Genomic DNA, 21,603 nt, shown 5'->3' on the forward strand with positions numbered 1-21,603 from the left:
AGTTGCTGTTGTTTTTTCAACGCCTGCTGCATCAAGACCGGATAAAGTAGCCGTGTACGTACCTTCGCTTACTTTCACATCAGTCAAAGTCAGTACAGCGGATTTTTTATCATCAGCAAATTTCATAGTAGTTGCGATGTTAGCCGTTCCTTTTGTCAAAGCTACTGTTGCTTTAGCTGTATCTACTGGTTTATTGAAGCTTACAGTTACTTGTTGCACGCCAGTTGCTTTCGCGCCAGTTACAGATACTTTACCAGCTGGTACGTATTGTTGTTTCGCTTCGTATGCACCCGTCAACAGCAGGTCGCGAGTTGCGTTAGCCATACCGCCGAATGTGTTGTCTGTTCCGTTGGAAAGAAGTTTAAGTTCAAGTGCAAGAGCTACATAACCTTGTGCCCAACCAGAAACTGTTGTGTCTGTACCTGTTTTACCTTTTGCTGCTTCATCTTGACCAAGAACACGAACCAAGAAAGTAGCCAGTTGTTCTTTTGTTACTTTACCAGCTGGGTTATACTGACCTTCAGCATAGCCGTCAGTTACGCCTGCAGTTTTCAAAGCTTCGATGTAAGGAAGTGCATAACCATTTGCTGCGTCGGTTACACTAACGTCAGTGAATGTGGATGTGTTCAAATCTTTGTTAACTTCAAGACCCATGATCAATGCCGCTACTTTCGCAAATTGTGCACGGTTCATTTCGTCTTTCAGACCGAAAGTTGTTTCTGTCACGCCGTCAAAAATACCAGCAGTGATCATCGCATCGAATTTCACTTTTGTTGCTGCATCCAGGTCTTTCAAGTCTGTAAAGTCAGCAGATGTTTTACCAAATGCGACGGATGAGAACATGGAAAGAGCCATAGCGGATGTAAGAACTACGGATAGTGTTTTCTTCATAAAGGTTTGTTTCCTCCTAATATTATGAAAGTTTTTTGTTATAAAAACTTATAACCAACGGGGCGACTAATGAATCATGACATGACTCTATGTAGCTTCGCGTCTATCACCTTGGCTACATTAGTTAGTATACGTGACTGTATGCATAATTTCATTGATAAGTATTTTCCAATTAATTCGATCTGCTAGTAAAGAACCTATCACCTTTTGCACACATTTTGCCTACTTGATAAACTTACATTTTAGTTGTGAAGTAAATAAGTAGAGAAGCTGAGCGCCAGCTAAAAATTAGCTTAAAAAAACCTGAATAGTTTTTTACTTAATTCCCATCGCCATAGCAAAAAAAGACTGCATCCGATAAATCGGACACAGTCTTTTTTTATTATTTACTTAGGTAACTTACCACTTTGTTGCATTACACGGTATACAATTGCTGCCGCTTGAGCTCTGGTCATATTTCCTCTTGGATCAAAGCTGAACGTATCTTTCTTTTGACCTGCAACAGGAACGTTTTTTATCCCATCCATGTAGCCTGATTTCACAACTGCTTCAATAGAAGGCATAGCGTAAGTACTCATAATGGTATCATCTGCATCAGTGAACTGCTTTTTCAAGTTTACCATTGATTTGTTTACATCAGCAGCTAATTTCATATTTGCAGCACGAGCAATCATAACAGCAGCATCTTCTCGAGTAATTGTGTTATTAGGCAAAAATAGGCCGTTAGAGTTTCCTCTGACAATACCGGTTCTAGCCCCAGCTTCAATATGCATGAAATCGAACAAACTACTGCTGTTTGGTAGACCAAGACCTCTGCGAACATCCGCAAATGTCCCTTGGAAATTAGGGTTTGTAGGATCGTTAGTATGGTAACTCGAATCTTCATTTATTAACGGTACATCAAAACCTTTGACAAGTAACGTTACAAACTCACCACGAGTAATTGCATCATTAGGTAGGTATTGTCCAGTTGTCTTATTGTTCATTACACCTTTAGAATATAGCACATCCAAGTAATCACGAGCCCAATCATGTGAGGTAACATCATTAAAGCTGTTATCCATATACATGACTTGGAAATAGCCAAAGCTTTCTACAGGGACTTTAATAGAATGAGCTTTCGCGTCTACTACCCCGCCAATGTTCTTCCAACCTACATATTGATTACCACTACCGCTTGGGTCTAAGAAAGTACCGTATTGATATACTGTGATATATTTCCATGAGTCAGTTCTAATCTCTGGATCATATTCCATAGTTAATGTACCAGACTGCGTAGGTATCACTAGATTTTTAATGTATCTGGAATAGAAACTGGTTTCTCCCGGTCCCGGTAAGGATGGAGATGGGAGATTTCCACTGCCTTGTAGCGCAGCTTTCAATGAATCATTTGTATCCGCAGCTGAAAGATCAATAGTTCCTCCATCTACCCAGAAAAGTTTGCTTGCTGGTCTAAAACGTCCTGTAGGCTCCTGTAAGAATCGCATTCCAGCTTGTGTTTCAGAAGCTTTGTCTACGCGGCCATCGTCTTGATTGGCGATACCAAATACCAGCTTACGATCTGATGTAATGAATTGCTCTTTAGCAGTTCTGTCGTTACGCATCAATTTTGTGTCTTTAGGGAACGCCAACTGAAGATCGCCGTTAAATACGCTCATCTTGGAGGCAATGTTTGTTCTGTATTGTGCTCCTTCAATAGGCGTGTTTTGATTCATTAGGATGAAACTACCCTTGACTTTATTGGGGCCGCGTGTAATTTCAAAGGTGACCGCGTTTTTACCTGCTTTTAAATTTGCTACATCGTATCTAAAAATTCCAGGAGAAGTTTGTGTAGCTGCAACTTTGCCAAACATGACAGTGTCAGCACCATCAGCTTGAATGATTACGGTCTGGAAGTTAGTATTAACGTTTGCTTGATCTATTTTGTCTACATTCTTTACGAAGTTGCTTGGTTGAACAAGAATGTAACTAACTGGCTGTTTAGTAATTGTAATCATTTTGCTTGTTGTGCGTCCTGAAGCATTCTTGGCTACAATTTCAAATACATAATCTCCATACTTGTCCATCGTGTAAGAGGTCGTAGTAAAATCATATTTATACGATTTCCCATCAACTGAAACTTCTTGCTTGGCCCCATTTGCGACCAATGTCGGCGGTGTCGCACTTGCACCTGATGGAGTTTTTCTTAGATACAATATGGCTTCTGTGTTTAATTCAGCATTTCTAAGCGTTCCTGCTAGCTGAAGTGTGCTTGAAGACGTCAGATATGCACCTGTAGTATCTCCATCGGAGTAAGGAGTTAAGTTGATATTAGGAATCAATTTCTCGATGATCGGCGCGTAGTCACTAAGAACAAAAATGTCATAGTTTGTTTGCGTGACAAGAACTTTTGTGCCACCTGGCTTTAGGTAAAGTGAGAACTTAATCGTTTTTTTGCCATCTTCATTGAATAATGCGCTGAATTTAGCTCCCTCTGCCGCGCCAAACAATGTATTTATAGCAGTCTCAGTTACCGTAAAGTTCCCATTAGCATCAATTAGCGAACCAGTAGCAGGTGCTGGTTGAGTCAAAGGGATATTTACATCATTTACGGATAATTCCACTAGCGGATAGTTTGCTGCAGGAAGATTAACAATCTTACCTGTGATACAAGGTCCACCTACTCCACCGCAAACTAATTCACCTTTACTCTTAACCACTTTCCCATTGTATAAATTGTTAACAATCACATAGGGTGCCCCAGAAATATTCAAACTGTATACCTTTGTGCCTGATGAATTAATACCAGTTCCATCTGTAGGTACGATTTTCATTGTTGTGAGCCCATCGGTAAGATCATGTAAATCAATCGTTGCTCTATATATCCCACTAGTCGCTGAAGTTTGAGAAACAGTATAGTCCCCATTCCCCACGAAACCTGGGATATTAACATTTACAGACGCAGTGTTGGCATTCGTATAAATATTAAGCTTGGCCGGGAATTCATTAATTTGACTTGTACCTAGCTCACTTAATTTAACCTCAAATGCCTCCGGGCTACCTACGTTAAACTCCTGTTTTACTTCTTTCAAATAACCCTTATTTGGGTTCGTGTAATTAAAATTATATACCGTAGGAATATTCGGGTTTCCAGATGCGGTAACAAGTCTAACTTCAATCTGCTGAGCAGTTGCACTTTGAGATAATGGTAAATCTACAGTTAATTTGTACGTGTTGTAAGCTGTTGTGTCAGCTGTTTTTGTAACAACTGGATTAATAGCAGACCCATCTGATAAAGTGCCATTAACGTTACTCACTGGAGTAGTACTACCAAATGTATAACGGAAACTCGCTCCGCCCGCGATACTAATGTCCGCGTACACATAATCTGTAACACCTGCAGTAATATTACCTTTACTATTTTTAATTTCAGTTGTAAATGTAATGTCTTTTTTCGTACTACTCGCTAAGCTTGGTTCAGTGATGAGCTTTTGGTCGGTTGAAGCAAGATCGCCCCAAAACCTTATGTTCCCGTTATAAGCAAAGCCTAAGCCATTATCATACTTAAACATTCTACTTGTAGTGTAGTAGTTCGTAGGGTTTTTGGAAATAAATTGAATCTGATTATCCCCTGGCTTCAAAGCTATATCTGTTACTCTTCCCGTATTCGTTAAGAAGGTAAATATACCGTTGGAAAAATTGGAAGCCTCAAAAGTCGAGCCGTTCACGATCGCATTTACTTGAAAAGCATTGTTAGCATTACCTGTAATATTAACATTGGTATAAGGTCCAGAGGTCGGAAACATGCCACCTTCGGCAAACACATCATCGTTAATCTTCAAATTTGTAATGTTCGAAACCGGCGTAAAATAGGCCCATCCAGGTAATGATGGGATGCTGGAAGAACTCTCAAATTTTACGACAATTCTATTTAAGCCTTCTGTGAGTTCTACATTTTGAAAAGTAATTTGGTTATTATTATTTGCATTTAAAATTGGGCGATTAGTTCGATTGGGAGTCGTGATCCCCGTAGTAACATTCGAAATTTCATAGTATATCTGTGAAATTTGATCTTGCGGGATTCCATTAATATCTACGCTCAATGTAACAGGGTTCGTTGTAAATCGTTGAACTGAGGAATCCTTAAACGCAGTAGCCGGTGGATCAGCTGGGTTAGGATCCGTATGTACATATAAATTAGTAATATTCAAAACCGGCGCAGCCGAAGCTGTCATTGGGGGCAGCAGAGCGAGTAGCATAGTGATCAACAAGCTTATGCTAATCCACTTATTTCTTAATAGCTTGGTTTTCAAAACTAGTTCCTCCTTATGTAATCTAAATGTTGTTAGTTTCGCCATAGTATAAGTATTAACTTTCAATTTACTTGCTAGGTTTCGACAATCCCTCCCATATTCTTCTATCATTCCTCATGATTAGACGCGGCAAATAGCCAAAAGTTCTTGTACTTTACTTATCGGTCGAAACAAAGGAAATGTTTAGAGAAAGAAGAAAATTCATAAAATGCAAAAAAAATCCAACCCGAAGGTTGGATTCCGATTTTATAGCTTATTTGCCCATTCGATCGCTCTGAACTTGCTTGCCTACAAGCCTTTGAAGGAAGTTCAGCACCGGCTTACGGCTCTTACTGATGATACCAATAGCTTCTGCTCCGACTAGCATAACTAGGAAGAGAGCCACGATGATCATGATTAGACCCCAAGTGGAATCTTGGGAGATAAAGACTGAACAAATGACCGCGCTGCCGCCAAAGATGGAGGCAATTCCGTAGATGATCAGTACGCTTGTACGATGACTGAATCCGAGCTGCAGCAAACAGTGATGCAGATGGCTTTTGTCCGGTGCAGAGATTGGCAATTTATTAACGTAGCGACGCATGATCGCAAAGAAGGTATCGGATAATGGCACGCCTAGAATCATAATAGGAATTAAAAGTGAAACAACGGCTGCTTGCTTAAAGCCGAGAATGGATAGAGTTGCTAGGGCGAAGCCTAGGAACAAGGCGCCGGAGTCGCCCATGAAGATTTTGGCCGGATGGAAGTTATAGAACATGAAGCCTATGATACTACCTAGTAAAATGACGCAAAGTAAAATAACGGTAACATTGCCCATCATAAGAGCAAGAATTAGAATAGTAGTTGTAGCAATACCCGACACACCCGCTGACAAGCCGTCTAGGCCGTCAATCAAGTTAATCGCATTGGAAACACCGACGATCCACAATATTGTAATCGGAATACTTAACCAGCCAATTGGCAGGTTGGTCGTTCCGAAAGGAATGTTAACGAGGTCGATCTTAAGTCCAAAGGAAACAACGATGCAAGCGGCAATAAGTTGCCCGAGCAGCTTCCATTTGGGAGATAGTTGAAAACGATCATCCAAGGCACCCGTGACGACAATCACAAAGCCTCCGATTAGCAACCCAAATGCGGCATTGGAGTTAACGGCATCAAGTGCTGGAGAGACGACAAAATAAGCTCCGACGAATGCAAGGAATATCGCTAATCCTCCGAGACGCGGCATTATTCGGGTATGTACCTTACGATGGTTAGGGGCATCAACGGCACCAACCCAGAAGGCAAATTTTTTGACTAGGGGTGTCAGCAGCAGCGCCATTAAGCACGCAGCGATAAACCCAATCGCATATAATCCATACATGTCTTCTTCACAGCTCCTCTTGTCTTGGGTGGCAAGTAATCCGCCGAAATGAATTATACTCCCATTTGCCCACAAATACCACTGCTAAATTCATCTGAAATGACCGTTTTCAGCCAATTTTCATAAATATTCTCATGGTTTGGTGACTTTCTCTTTATCACGCATCACTTTCAATGCAAATTTCGGGAGTAGAAGCATTCGTTTGTAACGCCAAGGCTCCTGCATCAGGCGATAGAACCACTCAAGACGTAGTTTTTGAAATAAAACCGGTGCTCGTTTTAGCTTGCCCGAAAGAACATCAAAACTTCCCCCAACACCCATCATGACGGGGACACCAATTTGTTGTTTGTATTTCCCAATCCATGGCTCTTGATTCGCAGCAGATCTTCCTACGAGAAGAATATCCGGAGCTGCATCCACGATATCTTGAATCACTTCAGCATCCTGCTCGTCTTTAAAATATCCATCACGTACGCCTACAAGCTTTATACTCGGATAGGCAGTACGAAGCTTCTCAGCTGCCGCATGGATAACCTCATTGGAAGCTCCAAGTAAGTATACTTTCCAGCTTTTCGACTCTCCGACTTTCATCAGCTCATGGATCAAATCATAGCCGGGAACCCGTTCTACAACAGGCTCGCCTACATATTTAGCCGCCCAGACGACACCCGTTCCATCAGGAACGATGAGTTCAGCGCGCTGCATCATGCTCAGATAAGCAGGATCATCTTGCGCGGCCATAACCATAATGGGATTTGCGGTAATGACTTGATGGGGCTGTCTTTGTTCAATAACGTTCGTAAGGTAAGCTACGGTTTGGTCCATACTCATTTTGGAGATGGGCACTCCGTAGATGCGAACTTTTGGTATTGCATTCGCAGATGCGACCTTAGACTGGATCGTTGTTGATGTTGAACTCATAGATATCTCTTCCTTTAATTGACGTTGGAAATCGGATTTTGGTTGCTTTTTTATTCTTTCCTATTTGTTAGTTCTTTGTTTATAAAAAGAAATGATGCGCTGCGCAGGAAGCTGAGCCTGCGCTTTGAGCTCTTCGATGGCGGCGCGGCTGGACGCCGCCCAAGCCTCTCGGCCGCCGAGAAGGCGCTGCGCCTCGGCCGCAAAGGCATCCGCATCGAAGCGAGCTGTCGATGCGGCGGCTTTCATGCCAAGCCTATGGAGGAACTGGTCGATCTTCGGATCGTACGAGATGCCTACCATAGGCACGAACTGCGAGGCTGCATAAATCAAAGAATGCAGCCTCATCCCGATCAGCAGGTCGCATTCCGCGACCTGTGCGAGCATATCCTGCGGATGGGCGATGCCTCGCACCATCTCCACCCGGGTCCCGTGATCGCCGAGTCGATCGATCACGAATTGCGACGCCACCTCGTCCGAGGGGAGGTGGAAGGGCAAGAACCGCAGCCGCACGTTCGCATCGGCTGCGAGCAGCACTTGCAGGGACTGCGAGAGAGCCTCTAGCTCTGAGCGGTCCTCATTCCAGAAGCGGACGGACATGCCGATCGTCCGCACTAAACCATCCGGCGCGAGGTCCGGCGCGCCGCCACTAGACCCGGTCCCGCGCAGCGGCAGCCCCATGACCGGGTCAGGCACTACCGTGATGCGCTCCCGCGGGAGCCGCATCTTCCCCAGCAGCTCCGCGGACTCCGTATCGCGGACCGACACATACGCGCAGCGCTGGAACACGCTGCGGATCCAGCCATAAAACATAGGGCGGCTAACCGGCCCGATGCCTTGCGAGTAAATAAACGTAGGCTTGCCCAGCCACTGCGCTATTTTCAAGACTGCCAAGTAATACGGGATCGTCTTCGAGCTTGTAGCATCCTGCAATAAACTGCCACCGCCACTAATCAAACCATCACTTTCACGCAATGCTCGGAACAGTGAACCAGGTTTCATTCGATGATAAGCCTTCACACCGTACATCGCTGACGTTTTCTCGGGATTAGCAGAAAGAACGATAGGCTCAATTTGTAATCCTTGCTCTCGACCTTGCTCCTGCAAAGCAAACAAAATCGACTGCAGCACAGCTTCATCTCCGCTATTATCGAAGCCATAGTAGCCGGATAGCGCTATTTTGACAACTGTGGCACCCATCGTTTCCAACTCCTAATGATTATTTCCCAAGCTGCAATCAGAACGAGGCCAATCAAAGCGCCAAACACAAGGCCGTAGCTTATACGAATCAGAGATATATGAAGCGGCGTATGCAAGTGAGCGAATGTATCTACAATAGAAAGCTGCCCAATTACTCCGATGAATATCAAATAGACAGCATGTCTATATCGAACTGACAAATAGGCGCCTAACAGGAATAAAGGATGTGCGACCAAAAACTCTTTGGTACGCGGACGTACGCCAAGTGTATTTTCCAAGAAGGAACGGAATAATTTCTCCACGGTAGAAGCTTGTCCTTCATTTCCAGTACGTGATAAGTAGTAGAACACAGCCGCTAAAGCTACCCCCGCAATTACAATCCATAGCACGCTAATAAAGGAAGAAAGAATACGGCGAATGTTCGCAATCTTATCCCTGTACGTGTTATTTTCGCTAAAGAATAGTAAATACACACCTGCGATAGCAATAGGAAGCAAATGCAGCACGCCAACGCCGCGGAACTGCTGCAGCACGAGTAAATACGTAACGTGATTGAGAAGTGCCACTTCGTAAACGACACCAATCAGCGAAATTGCAGATGTTTTGATTAGTGTCCATAAGGCGTAAGCAAGACCTGACTTCCATTTCGCTGCGGCTCCTGAACGAACGGAACGAATGGCCAGCATGATTGCTATGCTCGGAGCACTAATGGCTGTACTTAAGGCAAGACCTTGCGCGTATAGATTAGCCGAAAGTGTATGCAAAGCAGCAAGTCCAAGTATACCTAAGACAAAGAGGAGCAGCGTGGCTTCCGGTACGAAGAAGGACACCATCAGCACGATTAAACTAACACCGCCAAGCAGCATGAAGATACGGGCGATTTTCTGCCATCCTGTCGTTTTTACATCAAATGGCTCTGCTGGTCCAAGCTTAAACCCGACTTCTTGGATGCGTGGAATAGCACCGTCTTTTCCTTGCAAACTTTCATAGTAAGCTGCTAGCGGATCGACTAATTTTCCTTTATCCAAGCTTTTCACTGGCCTTGCATTCAAGAAAACCATGCGGATATTGCGGTCTTTCACTGCAAGGACTAAACGATCCGCAACGCCTTGAATACGATCCTGCAGTTCCGATTTTTTGAGTGGCTCTGTTAACTTTTCCCCGTCTTTCTCTGTGAACGAATGCAATCGAACAACGTTATAATTCGTTTGCTTTGCTAACGTACTGAACCCTTTTTGCGGCTCTTTTAATAACTCAATAGCAGCTAGGCCAATGCCGTTCTTATTAAGAAGATCTGCCATTTTATTTAGGTTAATTTCCGTATTTTCTTCTGTGTAACCAGGAACTTCATTGCCATCGACAATGATGCGCTTCACGCCGATATCATGGAGCTGTTTCAGCAAGCGATCCATTTCATTGGTTACAAAGGGTCTACGATTCGATAGACGAACCACGATTTGGAACCCTTGATCTTTGAGCATTTGTAATGTCATCGGGTCTGGGTCCATACCCTTGATCGATGCATCGTCCATACTCATTTGGATGATGAGTCCGTTTCTATTTTTGAAACTCCACGGCTTCGTGCCAACCTTCAGATCCGCGAACGTTTTCTGAATTAAAGGCTCCAGCTTCTGCTGTGTAGCACTATCTGCGAACAGCACGTAGGTAAAATTCTCATTAGGACTACCCAAGGTTTGGGTAAGTGCGGCAGCGTCTCGAGAGTTATATACCTCGATGCGACGGCTCTCTTTAAGCTCCGCTAGTGTACTCTCATACACGGCCATTGAGCTGATGCCCGCTGCTTTCATATTCTTCAGCTGCTCAGCGACAAAAGTCTGCGGATTCGTCTGAATATCCGAAATATCCAACAAATCACGATAATCGAAAACAAACTCGACTTGATTGGCCGAAGTTTCCGTTTGGTGACGCGTGTAGGCAAGCGGCAGGGAGACTACCATTCCAATAATGACGAGCCACCATAGGATATTTTTGAGAGGTTTATTCCATGTTTGATACCATTGTGCCAAGTTGTCCACTCCTTAGAGCTTTCCGATAGAAAGCTTTCTTCGTAAAGCATGTACTTACATTGGAAAACCCCTTCAGGTCCTACCTCGGGTAATAGGCCAAATGAATGCGGATTTAATTTCCATCTATTCATTAGACGACCTATCCCTGACTTAGGTTCTGAAGAGGTTCAGTTTTCCTATTTCATTATCCGTCTACACGGTTAAGCACATATTGAATGATGCCATCCAATTGCTGTGCGGCTGCTGGACCTGTAGATCCTTGTACCGCAAAATAAAACTTAATTTTCGGTTCCGTTCCAGAAGGACGCAAGCAGAACCATGAACCATCCTCTAGCTTAAATTTCAGCACATTTTCACGAGGAAGGCCATTAATGCCCTCTGCGTAATCTTCCACTTGGCTTACACGAGTGCCACTGATCTCGGTTGGCGGATTCGTTCTCCAAGCTTCCATGATGCGCCCAATTTGTTCTACGCCGTCTTTCCCTTTCAGCGTCCTTGATTCAAGCTTTTCCAAAAAGTAGCCAAAGGATTCGTATAGTTCCTGAAGGACTTCATATAAAGTCTTGCCTTGCTTCTTATAATAGGCTGCCGCTTCAGCGATCAGCATCGCTGCAATAACTGCATCCTTATCTCTTGCATAGTCACCGGCCAAGTAGCCATAGCTTTCTTCGTATCCGAATAAGAACGTATACTCACCATTTTGTTCGAACTGGGACATTTTCTCCCCGATATATTTAAAGCCGGTTAATGTATTTAATGTAGGAATACCATAATGATTGGCGATAACTGCGCCCATTTCACTTGTAACGACCGTTTTGACGACAACGCCGTTCGCAGGCAGTGTTCCACGCTCTTTCAAGCTTGATAATAAATAATTTACAATGATGGCACCAGACTGATTACCTGATAAAACGACATACTCGCCGTTCGGATCCTTCACAACTGCCCCCATGCGATCAGCATCAGGGTCGGTTCCGATGATGATATCGGCATCCCAATCTTTCGCTTGTGCAATGGCGAGTGTAAATGCTTCCCGTTCCTCCGGATTCGGAGACTTTACTGTCGAGAACTGTGCATCCGGCAGCTCTTGCTCGGCTACAACATGTACTTGTCCGAAGCCAACTGCTTTCAGCACTTCGCGTACCGGCACATTACCCGCTCCATGCAAAGGAGTAAAGATAATGCGGAAATCGCCTTCGATCTGCTTAATCACATCTGGATTCTGGCTAATCGCAGTTACTGCCTCGATGTACGCTTGATCAACCTCTTCACCTAACCAAGAAAGCAACCCTTGCGCTTCCGCTTCTTGCTGGGTTATTTTCTTGACCTTGTTGAAGGAATCGATGCTCTGTACTTGCGCAATGACTTGCTCCGCAAACTCAGGAACGAGCTGTCCCCCGTCTGCTCCATATACTTTATATCCATTATATTCAGGTGGGTTGTGACTAGCTGTAACGACAACCCCTGCGGACGCACCTAAGTATCTCACAGCAAAAGATAACTGTGGTGTCGCATGCAGTGTTTTAAAGAGATAAGCCTTAATTCCATTCCCTGCGAACACGAGAGCAGATTCTAAAGCGAACTCGGGCGACATATGACGTGAATCATAAGCTAGAACAATGGAAGGACTTGTAGCGCCTGTCCCATTCACATATTGTGCCAAGCCTTGGCTTGCGCGTCCAACGGTATACACGTTGATTCGATTCGTTCCAGCGCCAATCACGCCGCGAAGTCCTCCTGTGCCAAATTCAAGATCTTTATAAAAGCGATCCTCAATTTCTCTTTCATCTTCCCGAATAGCACGCAGTTCTTTCTTCGTTTCGGCATCCACTGCTGGATCCTCTAACCATAATTGATACTCTGTTTGTACACGCGTCATAGTAGTCAGGTTCATCTCCTTTTTATCTATGGGTTATTTATTAGCAAGGGCGAACATAAGCTCGCCTTCGACTACCACTTTGTCGCCTACCTTAGCCACAGCTTGGCCTTTGACAATGGTTCCTTTTACACGTGTTATCGTCATTTCTAAAGTTAGTGTATCGCCAGGTACGACCTGCCTACGCCAACGAATGCCATCCGCGCCAGCAAATAAACCAATTTTACCTTTGTATTCAGGCATCGACAGAACAGCCACAGCACCTACTTGTGCCAAAGCTTCCACAATCAGCACACCGGGCATAACCGGATAGCCAGGAAAGTGTCCTGCGAAGAACGGTTCATTGATCGTAACATTCTTTATACCTACAGCTCTAACACCTTCTTCGACCTCCAAAATACGGTCAATAAGCAAGAAGGGAGGGCGATGAGGAATGATCTCTTGAATCTGGTTAATATCTAGCATAGCGGTTTAAAAACTCCTTTCAAAATGCTTGTATAAAATACAAGGTAATCACTTACAATAGGGATGTCCCTTCATTAACTGCAGAAGTGAAGGTTCATATAGGGGAGCTTATGTACAGGGCTGTGTTGCAGTCTTATACATAGGCTCTTTTTTCGTAGTATACATTATTTCAATTTGGCTCCTCGATTTAATACAAGGAACTGAATAATATAAATGAAGGAAGTTAAGAATGAGACCCCAATTACAAACCATAAATAGGTGATGGCAAAGTTTAAATGAAAAACGATGAAGAGGATAGCAAAATAGTACAGAACCGTCGTTAACTTTCCCATCACATTGGCGGGAACCGTTAACTTGCCCCTGAAGTGAAAGAAAGCAGAGCCCATAATCATACCTAAATCACGAATGAACATCGCCGCAGCTGCCTGCCAAGGAATCAACCCCGAAATGAGCAGGGATAAGATCACCGTAATCATCATACTCTTATCAGCGAGTGGGTCCAGCATGACACCAACGGGTGTGATAAGCCCGCGAGTTCTTGCGATATAGCCATCTAGGATATCCGTAAGTCCGGCTACCAGTAAAATAAAAAAGGCAACTTGGATATGGCCATTAAAAAAAATCACGAGGTACACAGGGATTAGAACAAACCTGCTGATGGTGAGCATGTTCGGTATATTCAAAGTACCCCTCCTGCGTGTTAGTATCCGATATCTGGTACATTTAACCTTCATTCATTATACCGCTGCTTACACAAAAATAAAACTCCCATGCGGGAGTTAGAGTTAATTCGCAAATACCAGATCGTATAAATGCCGCCAAGTACTCATATGAAAGATTTCCCCCGCTGGCTGATGACCAAGCTTGGTGTAACCTACCCATAGGCCGATAAAAACAGCCAGCACGCATAGCACAGGAATACGAATGATTTTGAAAATAAGCCATATAATATTGAGCCATTTCGGCCTTGATTTCTTCTTTGGTGGAGCAGGCTTGTCTGACATCGAGCCCTATCCCTCCCTTTCTAAGATCAGGCGCGCAAATTATTAGCGATATTCATCATCTGATCCGAAGATGTAATAGCTCGGGAATTGAGTTGAAGCGCTCTTTGCACGATAACCAGATCTGTCATTTCATCCGAAAGCGTAACGTTAGATTGCTCCAGAAAACCCTGCATAAGACTAACACGGTTAGCCGGGTTATCAACCAAGGGGTTCACATCTTGTAAGATATTTGCCTTCTCAGCAACCGTTATGCCATTAGGAATAGTATAAAGGTTATCTCCAACGTCTTGGAGCAGCTGTGGACGTACAACGCGAACTAGCTTGATCTGTCCCAAATTAATGGGTGCTGCACTTGGGTCCTGCTCATTGTATCCTTTGATCGTACCGTTCGCTTCAACGACAGGTCGAAAACCAGCCGGCACACGAATCGGATTTCCATCCACACCAGTGATGAAATGGCCTTCTTTGGTCGTAAGCACGGTTCCGCCAGTCGCATCCGGACTTAAACTGAAAGCACCATTACGAGTCCAAGCAGACTGGAACACGGGGTTGCCGTTCTCATCTGCCTTACTCACGGATACTTCAAATAATCCGTCACCTTGAATAGCAAAATCCGTCACATTCCCCGTGGATTGAATAGGTCCTTGAGACAAATTCGTCTGGATTTGCACCAACTTCGAGCCCCAGCCTTGGTTGAAACCAAGGGGTGAGAATCGCCCTTGCTGACGGAACCCTTCTGGTTGCGATTGGACATTCGTCAGAACATCCTCGAAGGAGGCTTCCTTCTTCTTAAAACCGTTCGTATTCACATTCGCGATATTATTGGAGAGAATATCCAGCTTTTGCTGTAAGCTATGCATGGATACCGATGAGTTAATCATGGAGTTGTTCATGGTCCTGCCCCTTCGCAAGCTAGATTAGACGCGCCCAACTTCATTCGCGGCTTTTTCCATACTTTTATCATAAGATTGGATGACTTTTTGGTTTGCTTCATAAGCGCGAAGCGCTGACATCATATCGACCATCGATTGCGCGGAATCCACATTAGAGCGTTCTATGAAGCCTTGACGAACCTCTACTTGATCACCTGCAGCAACCTGCGTTACAGTCGCTTCATCACCTGGATTAATGCGCAGCAGCCCGTTACCTTCACGCAGCAATAGATTCGGATTCTCTGCACGCGAGAGCATCAATCCTACGGGTTGGCCAGTCGGCCCCAGAAGGGGAAGACCATTCCCATCAAGGAACTCACCCTTGTCTGTCACCTTGAAGGAGTGAATCGGTTGACCCGCTCCATCAACCAACAACAGGGGTTGTCCATCTCGGCCTAGCACAAGGTTCCCGTTGGCATTAACTAGCTGGCCTGCAGTATCAACGGTGAACTTCCCGTTCAAGGAATACCGCTGCTCACCTTCAGCGTTCAAAACCGTAAACAGTGCCTGCGGCTGAAACGTTCGTTCTCCGTCCGCATTCACGAACTTACCTGAAGCATCAAAGTTCATACCAGGCACTTGTATTCTCGAAACAAGGGCAAAATCAAAAGGGTTTTGCGTTTCCTGCAAATCACCCTGTGCATGAATGGAGATACTCTCCTCGGAGAATACGCCTAAACTCATCTTCCCAAGGGGAGCTGCCGAGGCACCTTGTCCACCGCGAATCGTCGATATCAGCATCTCCGGGAACGATCGAGACAAAGCATTGCCTTGTTTAAATCCTGGAGAATTAATGTTGGCAATATTATTCGTAATAGTGTCGTGTCTGCGCTGCTCGGAGATCATGCCTGCCGCCGCGGTATACAGTCCTCTTAACATCTCTTCACCTCTTGGGTTGTATGTCTAATTAAAATTTACGTTTGGTAACCTTATCTAAGTTATCGAGCATAATGCCCGTTCCTTTAACGACACAGGACATCGGATCTTCCGCAATTAATACTGGTACTTTCAGTTCGTCTGCCAGTAGTTGATCAAGCCCATGCAGCAAAGCTCCGCCACCTGTCAAAATAACGCCACGGTCAATAATGTCTGCCGATAGCTCTGGAGGTGTTCGCTCCAATACACTCTTCGCCGCAGTCACGATGGAGGATACTGGATCCCACAGTGCTTCCTGAACTTCACTGGAGTGAATCGTGATCGTAAGTGGTAAACCGGATACCATATCTCTACCGCGAATATCCATCTCTTGATCTCTACCGTGTGGATATACCGTTCCGATTTTCAGCTTAATATCTTCGCTTGTCCGCTCACCAATCAGCAGCTTGTACTTATTTTTGATATATTTCGTGATGGCAATATCGAATTTGTCGCCTGCAATCTTAATGGAGGAGGAGGTGACGATGTCACCCATGGATAACACGGCTACATCCGTCGTCCCTCCGCCGATATCTACAACCATATTGCCGCTAGGTTGGAAGATGTCCATACCGGCACCAATTGCTGCTGCCTTCGGTTCTTCTTCCATGAATACTTCTCGGGCACCGCTGCGCTCAGCTGCTTCGCGGATCGCCTTCTGCTCAACCGAGGTGATGTTGGTAGGGGCGCAGATCAGTATTCTCGGATGAGAATACCAATTCTTGCCCCCTACTTTCGCGATAAAATGCTTCAACATCATTTCCGTAATATCAAAGTCCGCAATAACGCCATCTTTCAATGGACGAATCGCGATAATGTTGCCTGGAGTTCTACCCACCATGCGGAAAGCTTCTTCTCCTACAGCCAGCACGCGTTTCGTATCGCTTTCAATCGCTACTACGGAAGGCTCATCGAGCACAACACCGCGTCCTTTTACATGAATAAGCACATTCGCCGTGCCGAGATCTATTCCAATATCCTTGCTTAACATTTCTAGTTAATCCTCCCTAAACCTACCGTCCATCCCGTGAAGAATCGGCGCTCTTATATATAGTTCTAATTATAAGCTAAATTCGCTATAAATGCATTAATTCCTCTTTTTGCGTGAAATTTCGACACGGGAAGTATGAAGGAAACCTTTCGGGATGAAGGATACTTTTAGGACTTGACCGTGACCAGGTTTTCGGAAAGCTTCGGATTTCGAGTTTTTCGGTACTTAATTTTCGTCGCTTCTCCTCCTCTAAGGTGCCTGATGGACTTATGATACTCCAGAATGTGCTTCACCTGATTGGCCAGGTCCGGGTTGATTTCCGGTAGTCTTTCCGTCAAATCCTTGTGCACCGTGCTTTTGGAAACGCCGAATTCCTTAGCAATGGTGCGAACCGTATTCTTGGTCTCGACGATACAGGTACCAATCTTAATGGTTCGCTCTTTGATGTAATCGTGCACTCCCCTCGCCTCCCTACTCGAGATAGTTTGGTAAAGTATATGAGGGGCATGACTAGATATTCTACGTAGCCAAGCCTGACAAGCCCATTTCCCATATTTATTTTCAAAATAATCAAGAATAATCGATTCTGGCGTCCTTCGGACAAGCATTTTTGGTAAAAGTGAAACGAAGCAAAGTAAAAACAACTCCTTGTATCCATGCAAAAAAGCAGCAGGATGTACCCGCTGCCCTTATTTTATGTAGGCGGTAGCCTATACGTGGAAACTGATTACTGCTTAGCGTTTAAAAGCGTTTCTGGATTAACCGCTGCATTATCACTAACTTGGCGGACTTCAAAGTGCAGATGCACGCCATCCTCTTTCTCGAACTCGTTGCGGCCCGCTTTCGCGATGATGTCGCCTTTTTTCACTTCAGCGCCTTTGGCAACTTTCACCTCAGACAAGCTTTGGTAAACACTGATCAAACCATTGCTGTGTGTAATTTCGACGAGACTGCCAACAACCGGATTCTGTTCAACCGCAGTCACCTTGCCACTCAGAGCAGCTAATACTTCGAAGGCTGCGCCATCTTTGGCTTTCAAGTCAATAGCAGTATGCGGCGTCAATTGATCGTTATATTGGATCATTGCCGTCTGCTTCACTTCATTCGTTGCATTCGTGTCATAGAAAGGGATGGAGACATCGACCAATGTTCTGTCTTTAACAGGCCACTGTATCGTTTCGGTTTGTGCGTTGACCGCGACCGCCCCGTCCGGTGCTTTGGTAGAGTCTGTCGCTTTGTCACTGCTGCTAACCTTAATGCCCAGATCTTCTTGGCTGACTGTCTTCGTCCCGGCGTCCTGGTACACCCACATTAAGGTTAAGATAATTGCTGCTGCTGCCATATACGTTGCTGGGAATACCCACTTCTTAGCAAGCAACCTCTTCCATGTGGATGTCGTACTTTGCGCTCCTTGTGCAGTTTTAGGAGCTTCTTCTTTTTGAAAACCTTTGTTTTGATCATTCATGGTTATCACCTCATCAACCATTCTTGACACATTTAAAGGTTTTATACTTGAAGAAAGATATTTTTATAGAAACGTTAAAGGATTACGATTTTTGGATAAAAGGTGTCGCTTTTTCGATAGAGATACCTGTGTAATAGTAGGTTACGATTTGCTCCGCGGTTTTACCTTCCTTCGCCATACCATTGGCGCCCCATTGACTTAAGCCAACACCGTGGCCATATCCGTAGGTGGTAATCGTGATTTTGGAGCCTGACCATTTCCACGTAAATTGAGAGGATGCTAGTCCTAGCTTCTCTCGTACTTCACGACCTGAAAATATTTTGCCTCCAATGGTTATAGTTTTAATCCGGTGACCGGTCGACCACGCTAGTACTTTCATATTTTTGGTGCTTGTACCTGTTGTTGCTATACTCGTAACGCCTAGTTTCTGAAGCATACTCTTGTAACTAAGATCAACGGTTTCTTGATAGCGAGAAGATAGCTTTATATCCCAGGGGCTTGGCACACTGCGCAGGTAGGGACTCTTGAATGGCCAGTAATCTTCCGAGTTTTCGGTGTATCCATTACTTGTCGAGAAAAAGGTGGCGTTGATAGGTTTATGCTCATAAGTGAGGATTAGATCTTTGGTTTCATTCACGGCTCTATCGATTTTGGCCATATTCGTTTCGTAACGCTTGTCCCATCTGTCTCTTAGCTCTTGTTCCGTGATATAAGCTTGATGCGCAGTTGTGTCTGTCACAAGTGCATCGCTAACCGGCATATTGCTATAATCCTTCTCTAGCACTCTACGCACGACATAAGTCCTAGCCGCCATAGCCTGCGCTTTGAGCGCCTCCAGTTCGAATTCGACCGGCATTTCGGCGGCGAGCACACCTTTCACATACTGTTCCAGCGGCACCGTCTCAATCGTCGCTTTCTTGGTCAGATACACGGGAATCATTAGGCCTTGTTCGGTGATTGTTTCCTCGGTCAATCCGTTTTTCGCAATTTGGATGGGAGGTGGCGCGCCGCTATCCGGAATCTTTTTAACTAGCAAACCTGGAACGATAATAGTCACACATAGCATGGAAGATAAGCAAACAGCCATCCAAAGGATGACCCTGTGGTTAATCACGCGTTTCTTCTTCAACATCATCTAAGCAGCCTCCATAAGCGCGTTTACTAGTAGGTAGTTGATATGACTTAGCTTATGAGAGGGATTGCTAGAATAGAACAATGGACTATCTGTTAAAAATCTCGTGAGATTGTGTATGCTAGAGCATCCGGGGAACCTCAACTGTTGCTTGTAACTGTGCAGCCACTGCTTTTCCATTATTACGGAATGCTGGTAAGCATCGTTGTACTTCATCACATTAATGCACAAGCTCCCATGACAGATCAAACCGCCACTAGCAAGAATAAAAATGCATGTACTATGATTTAGCCGACTACCAGTCATCTTCATCTAACCGCAGCACTCTTAAGGAACTGTTCAAGTTACATTAGTTGTAAAACATGCAGTTAAATTAGACTCAGCAACCCTATTTTTATGAATTACCTGTATTTCCTACATTAAATGCACCCGAAATGCTCCTATTGAATCCTTTGAGGTAATATTTGCTGCACATTTTGCAGGTAATTACCTCCAAATGGCATACAAAGCATATTTTTGATGCACTAAATGCATCTTTTTTTCGCACTTACTCTCACAAAACGAGGGGGCATAAGGACGGACAACAAAAAAGAACCATCGGGGTAACCCCCAATGGTTCTTCAAACACAATCCTAAGCAAGCGTCGGCTGGATGTTGAAAAAACCCAACTCCGCAGCTTCCTGCTCCACTTCTTGCGGAACCGATCTGTGAATATCGGCACCTAACTCACGCAGTACGTCAGTAATATCGACATACCCGCGATCTATATGGTGAACGCCTGTAATCTCGGTTTCACCTTCTGCAGCTAACGCCGCTAGAATGAGGGCTGCCCCTGCCCGCAGGTCTGTTGCGCATACTTTCGCGCCCTGCAGCTTGGCATTGCCGCTCACGATAGCTGTACGGCCATCGACTTTGATATGAGCATTCATGTTCGAGAACTCCTCGACATGCATGAACCGATTCTCGAACACAGTCTCGGTTACGAGGCTCGTGCCGTCCGCCACCATCAGCAGCGCCATCATTTGCGACTGCATATCGGTTGGGAAGCCCGGATACGGCAGCGTCTTCACATCAACCGCACGAAGCGGCCCCGAAGCGCAGACACGAATACCGTTCTCATCTTCTTCGATGATAACGCCCATTTCCTGCATTTTAGAAATTACAGGTCGGAGATGGTCACCAATGGCGCCCTCCATATACAGTTCACTACCAGTAATAGCTGCGGCAATCATATATGTACCCGCTTCTACGCGATCCGGAATAACCGTATGTACAACACCACGAAGTTTCTCTACGCCTTCTATGCGAATAACACCTGTTCCTGCCCCGCGAATCGTCGCGCCCATGGCATTCAAGTAATTCGCCAAATCGACAATTTCCGGCTCTTTAGCAGCATTCTCAATGATGGTTGTGCCCTCAGCGAGCGTAGCTGCCATCATAATGTTCTCGGTTGCGCCTACACTGGCTACATCGAGATAAATTTTGGCACCCTTCAGGCGCCCTTTCACTTTTGCTTCGATATACCCTTGACCCAGTTCAATATCGGCACCCATCGCTTCAAAGCCTTTGAGATGCTGATCAATTGGCCTTGTGCCAATCGCACAGCCGCCTGGGAGCGAAATTCTCGCTTGACCAAGCCTTGCTAACAAAGGACCCATCACGAGGAAAGAGGCTCTCATTTTACGGACTAGATCATAAGATGCTTCACATGTGTTAATGTTATGAGCACGAACACGAATAACCTGACGGTCATATTCCACTTCAATACCTAAGCTTTGCAATACTTTATTAATGACTAGTACATCGTCAAGGGGAGGCGCATCATGGATGACGCTTTCACCTTCCGAACCCAGAATGGAAGCTGCAATAATCGGTAGAACCGCATTCTTTGCTCCGTTGATTTTCACATTGCCAGCTAACTTTCGGCCACCGCGGACGATAATTTTGCTCATCATGGTCCCTCCGCGCACTTATTTTAAATTACAAGGTTTTGCACATTTCTTAAGTTTATCATTTCAACCCATGCAGTTACAACTGTGTTCTTTTGGTATTCCGACTGACCTACATAGAGTTCGGAGAAGGTTTCATTTTTCGATCCGTTCTATTATCCATTGTTGACAACAAACTTGCGC

Annotated in this window: 17 protein-coding genes; all 17 read right to left on the reverse strand. The window is 44.8% G+C overall.

The features are described from left to right. On the reverse strand, positions 1-891 hold an 891-nt coding region (locus tag GC098_RS08505), incomplete at its 3' end, for an S-layer homology domain-containing protein (protein WP_171642812.1). 386 nt (positions 892-1,277) lie between these two features. Beyond that, on the reverse strand, positions 1,278-5,183 hold the full coding sequence (locus GC098_RS08510; protein WP_171642813.1) for an S-layer homology domain-containing protein: 3,906 nt from the start codon (positions 5,181-5,183) through the stop codon (positions 1,278-1,280). 253 nt (positions 5,184-5,436) lie between these two features. Then, positions 5,437-6,546 (reverse strand): glycosyltransferase family 4 protein, encoded by a 1,110-nt coding sequence (locus GC098_RS08515; protein ID WP_057303754.1) that lies wholly within the window; start codon positions 6,544-6,546, stop codon positions 5,437-5,439. Positions 6,547-6,678: 132 nt separating this feature from the next. Next, positions 6,679-7,467: a WecB/TagA/CpsF family glycosyltransferase gene (locus GC098_RS08520; protein ID WP_171642814.1), complete on the reverse strand. Its 789-nt coding sequence runs from the start codon at positions 7,465-7,467 to the stop codon at positions 6,679-6,681. Positions 7,468-7,527: 60 nt separating this feature from the next. Further along, complete coding sequence (csaB, locus tag GC098_RS08525) at positions 7,528-8,664, reverse strand: polysaccharide pyruvyl transferase CsaB (RefSeq protein WP_171642815.1); 1,137 nt, start codon at positions 8,662-8,664, stop codon at positions 7,528-7,530. Continuing rightward, positions 8,640-10,691: a DUF5693 family protein gene (locus GC098_RS08530; RefSeq protein ID WP_171642816.1), complete on the reverse strand. Its 2,052-nt coding sequence runs from the start codon at positions 10,689-10,691 to the stop codon at positions 8,640-8,642. Before GC098_RS08530 ends, csaB begins: the two co-directional genes overlap by 25 nt. A gap of 184 nt (positions 10,692-10,875) precedes the next feature. Then, entirely contained in the window at positions 10,876-12,579 is a 1,704-nt protein-coding gene (locus GC098_RS08535; RefSeq protein ID WP_376773850.1) for a phospho-sugar mutase, read from the reverse strand. 24 nt (positions 12,580-12,603) lie between these two features. Then, positions 12,604-13,032, reverse strand: a complete 429-nt coding sequence (fabZ, locus tag GC098_RS08540; protein ID WP_171642818.1) for a 3-hydroxyacyl-ACP dehydratase FabZ — start codon at positions 13,030-13,032, stop codon at positions 12,604-12,606. Between the two features lie 164 nt (positions 13,033-13,196). Then, complete coding sequence (locus tag GC098_RS08545) at positions 13,197-13,715, reverse strand: CDP-alcohol phosphatidyltransferase family protein (RefSeq protein ID WP_246358510.1); 519 nt, start codon at positions 13,713-13,715, stop codon at positions 13,197-13,199. A 102-nt stretch (positions 13,716-13,817) separates the two neighbouring features. Next, positions 13,818-14,036 (reverse strand): DNA-directed RNA polymerase subunit beta, encoded by a 219-nt coding sequence (locus GC098_RS08550; RefSeq protein WP_171642820.1) that lies wholly within the window; start codon positions 14,034-14,036, stop codon positions 13,818-13,820. A 26-nt stretch (positions 14,037-14,062) separates the two neighbouring features. Beyond that, entirely contained in the window at positions 14,063-14,929 is an 867-nt protein-coding gene (locus GC098_RS08555; RefSeq protein ID WP_171642821.1) for a flagellar hook-basal body protein, read from the reverse strand. Between the two features lie 24 nt (positions 14,930-14,953). Further along, complete coding sequence (locus GC098_RS08560; protein WP_171642822.1) at positions 14,954-15,847, reverse strand: flagellar hook-basal body protein; 894 nt, start codon at positions 15,845-15,847, stop codon at positions 14,954-14,956. Between the two features lie 28 nt (positions 15,848-15,875). Beyond that, a complete protein-coding gene (locus GC098_RS08565; protein ID WP_029195639.1) occupies positions 15,876-16,874 on the reverse strand; it encodes a rod shape-determining protein in 999 nt (332 codons plus the stop codon). Between the two features lie 167 nt (positions 16,875-17,041). Continuing rightward, positions 17,042-17,332 (reverse strand): sporulation transcriptional regulator SpoIIID, encoded by a 291-nt coding sequence (spoIIID, locus tag GC098_RS08570; protein WP_047682268.1) that lies wholly within the window; start codon positions 17,330-17,332, stop codon positions 17,042-17,044. 269 nt (positions 17,333-17,601) lie between these two features. Continuing rightward, on the reverse strand, positions 17,602-18,339 hold the full coding sequence (locus GC098_RS08575) for a M23 family metallopeptidase (protein WP_171642823.1): 738 nt from the start codon (positions 18,337-18,339) through the stop codon (positions 17,602-17,604). Between the two features lie 82 nt (positions 18,340-18,421). After that, on the reverse strand, positions 18,422-19,474 hold the full coding sequence (gene spoIID / locus GC098_RS08580; RefSeq protein ID WP_246358511.1) for a stage II sporulation protein D: 1,053 nt from the start codon (positions 19,472-19,474) through the stop codon (positions 18,422-18,424). A gap of 629 nt (positions 19,475-20,103) precedes the next feature. After that, complete coding sequence (gene murA / locus GC098_RS08585) at positions 20,104-21,423, reverse strand: UDP-N-acetylglucosamine 1-carboxyvinyltransferase (RefSeq protein WP_171642824.1); 1,320 nt, start codon at positions 21,421-21,423, stop codon at positions 20,104-20,106. Positions 21,424-21,603: the final 180 nt, after the last annotated feature.

The sequence above is a fragment of the Paenibacillus phytorum genome (assembly GCF_013141715.1).
In the GTDB taxonomy this organism is placed as follows: Bacteria; Bacillota; Bacilli; order Paenibacillales; family NBRC-103111; genus Paenibacillus_E; species Paenibacillus_E phytorum.